Origin of the sequence: Calothrix rhizosoleniae SC01, assembly GCF_900185595.1 — a bacterium.
In the GTDB taxonomy this organism is placed as follows: domain Bacteria; phylum Cyanobacteriota; class Cyanobacteriia; order Cyanobacteriales; family Nostocaceae; genus Calothrix_A; species Calothrix_A rhizosoleniae.
The window spans coordinates 1-3,194 of the sequence record NZ_FYBH01000440.1 but is presented as its reverse complement, the minus strand read 5'-3'; the positions used below and the strand labels follow the sequence as shown (position 1 = coordinate 3,194).

The window sequence follows — 3,194 nt, the reverse complement described above, 5'->3', positions numbered from 1 at the left end:
AACCTACTTAGATAATTGGTGGTGAAATTTTTTCATCGGGACTACCTTCCTTCCCTCTTTCCCTCTTTCACTCACTCACTCCTTCACTCCTCTGCTTCAACTTCAGCAAAATTTCTGCGTGCATTTCCCTAGTAATGGGGTAAAAATAGGTTAAAAACAAACCAGTAATTAAGCAAATTGTCGGTAAAGGTGCGATCGCCAGTCTAATTGCCAAAATTGCTGATTCTGGTTGTACTGGTAGTGTGGCTTGCCCTTGTATCGCTTCCCGAAAACCAGAAGCCTCTAATGCTAGTCCTACTAAAAATAACCCCAAGGCTAGACCAAATTTTTGTAGCAACACCATAAAACCATAAAAAATTCCCTCCCGACGTTGTCCAGTTTGCAACTCGTCTAATTCAATCACATCGGGTATCATGGACCATGGCACCAGATAAGCTACAGAAACTCCACAACCAGCCATTATTGTCATGATATACATCAAAGTCATTTGATTAGGCTGTAAGAAAAATAACCCTATTTGGGCAATAATCCATAAACTCATACCCATAAAATATACGGCTTTTTTCCCCAACCGTTGACTCAAATGACTCCAGACAAACAGCATTAATAAAGCTGTGCCTTGGACACAAATTAATACCGTGGGTACATCTGATTCTTTCATTTGCATACAGTTAACAACATAGTAAGGAATAATACTTGCTGTTATTTGTACGGCTAACCAAGAAAAAAGATAAACACCAATGACAAATAAAAATGGTCGATTAGAAAAGGCAATTTTTAGCTGTTCTGGGATGGGTATGGATTCTGATTCTTCAACTTGAGAACGTGTAGCTTCAAAAGCTAAAATGCGATCGCGCACTCCCCAAATACACCAATATAAGGATATTACTGCTATGATTCCACAAATACCTGCTAAAACAAAATATTGGTCTTGACGATCAGCAATACTATCAAAAATAAATTTCGCCAAAATTAGGGATAAAATACTCCCACCAATGGAAAAAGCAAAGCGAAAACTATTGAGTTGAGTACGTTCGTCATAATCTTGAGTCAGTTCTGGGGTCATCGCCGTATATGGCAAATTGACCACAGTGTAAAATACCTGAGAAATAGTCCCAATTGCCACGTAATACCAAAATAATCCCCAAGTATTTAGGCCTGGGGGTACTAACCATAGCAAAAAAAGAAAATACCAAAAGGGAATGCACCACAAAATATCCAAGGAAGACGGCGACCCCACCGGGATTTGGTTTTATCAGTTAGTACCCCCACAAAGGGGTCATTCACCGCGTCCCAAATTTTCCCAATTAGCAAGATACTACCTGCTAAACCTGCCGAAATTCCAGCCACATTGGTAAGGAATACCAACGTAAAAAATATAGATATATTGGCAGTAATTGCTGGACCTAAATCCCCTGCACCATAAGCTAATTTGGTGTTGAGATTGAGTTTCTTCTTTGTACCCAAGTCTTGAAAATTGCCATCAGAGGCAGCACCACTCATAATTTTTTGCGCCCGTCATATTAAAATAAAAAGCCTGCCATCCTGTCTTAGCTATAGATTATGTCCCTTATGCTAGACCTTGATATTTCTTGGTCAGATTATCACCAAAAAATTGAACAACTGGCAGTTCAGATTTATGAATCTGGCTGGGAATTCAACCAAATTGTTTGCCTTGCTAGGGGTGGACTAAGAGTCGGAGACATGCTTTCACGTATATATAACCAACCCTTAGCAATTTTGGCAACATCATCTTACAGTGGTGCGGGCAAGCAAGAAAGGGGTGAGTTAACATTTGCCCATCACTTAACTATGACAAGAGAGCATTTAGGCTCGCAAATTCTGCTTGTAGATGATTTGGTTGATTCTGGGGTAACACTCCAAAAAACAATTCCTTGGCTACATGAATATAGTCATATTCCCATCCAAGAAATTCGTACTGCTGTTATCTGGTATAAAGCTTGCTCGGTTTTTACCCCCGATTACCATGTTGATTATCTACCTGACAATCCTTGGATTCATCAACCTTTTGAACCATACGAACTTATTAGTCCTCAAGAACTGACAATGAAGTGGAAGAATGAAAAAGTTAAGGAGTGAGGACAATTATTTAAAGTATTAATAGACTCCTTTGCTCCCAGAGAATAAAAACACCACTAAAAAGCACAAAAGCAATTACTAATCTACGGAATAATTGAGGACTAATTTGTTCTAAGACCAAATGCCCCAACCAATTACCCGGAAAAGCAGCTATGCCTATGAGAATCCCGTATCTGAAATAAGGCAGAGTTAAAGTACCAAAAATTGCGTAGGCGATTAACTTAATAATATGAACCACTACCCGATTAAATGCTTGAGTACCTAATAATTCCTCTTTTTCCAAACCATAATTGAGATAAAAAGGTGCAAGTAAAGGCCCCATGCTACCAATAATCCCTGACAAAAATGAATAAATAAAACCTGCTGGGAGAAAATACCATTCACGAACCAAAAAAGACTGTTTTTGATTCTTGATAATTAAATTTATACCAGAGATAACTAAAAATAATCCAACTAAAAAACTCAGCCATCTTACAGGGATTTGGGTCAACATAAAAGCGCCTAAACAAGCACCAACAATAGCGCCCGGTAGTTCCCAAGCAATGACTGTCCAATTAATTTTTTCTCGATAAGCAAAAGCACGTTCAGCATTACCAAGAATTGCTCCAGTTGTAATAATTGGTGGGATTGCTACAGCTCCTAAAAATATACCAACTATTGGCATTAAGAGAAATGAACTACCACCACCTGCTAGGGTACTAACGAACCACCCGAAAATACTTGCTAGTGTTAACCACAAATAGACCATATTATTTTTGATAACTGCTTAATTTTTCTACTGCTAATTTTTTGGTTTCAATTTTTCTGTCTTCCATCTTATTGTAAATCAATTTATCTTGAATATACACATATATAATATGGAAAAATTGAATACTAATTTATCTCATAATGAGATACCGCAGAAGACAAAATTGACAAATATTTAAGTAATAAAAGTGGATTTATACCAGCCACAAATTACTCAAAATCAAGAAAAATAATTGGTCTTAGGATTTTGAGCACTAATTATTCATAATATAAGCCTTCTATGGGCACACCATCTTCATGTTTGTTTTCCTTCGATTTTCCTGGTAAGGACTCACCATCAATTCCAA

The 3,194-nt window shown here is 37.5% G+C and carries 2 protein-coding genes and 1 pseudogene; 1 reads left to right on the top strand and 2 read right to left on the bottom strand.

Features of this window, described 5'->3' with window-relative positions; translation table 11 throughout:
• Positions 1 to 67: 67 nt before the first annotated feature.
• A pseudogene (locus CALSC_RS25140) lies at positions 68 to 1,503 on the bottom strand (MFS transporter).
• Positions 1,504 to 1,572: 69 nt separating this feature from the next.
• Between CALSC_RS25140 and CALSC_RS25135 the strand changes: the two are divergent.
• A complete protein-coding gene (locus CALSC_RS25135; protein WP_088243918.1) occupies positions 1,573 to 2,100 on the top strand; it encodes a phosphoribosyltransferase in 528 nt (175 codons plus the stop codon).
• A 10-nt stretch (positions 2,101 to 2,110) separates the two neighbouring features.
• Here the strand turns inward: CALSC_RS25135 and CALSC_RS25130 are convergent, their stop codons facing one another.
• Positions 2,111 to 2,848 (bottom strand): sulfite exporter TauE/SafE family protein, encoded by a 738-nt coding sequence (locus CALSC_RS25130; RefSeq protein WP_088243917.1) that lies wholly within the window; start codon positions 2,846 to 2,848, stop codon positions 2,111 to 2,113.
• Between the last annotated feature and the right edge of the window lie 346 nt (positions 2,849 to 3,194).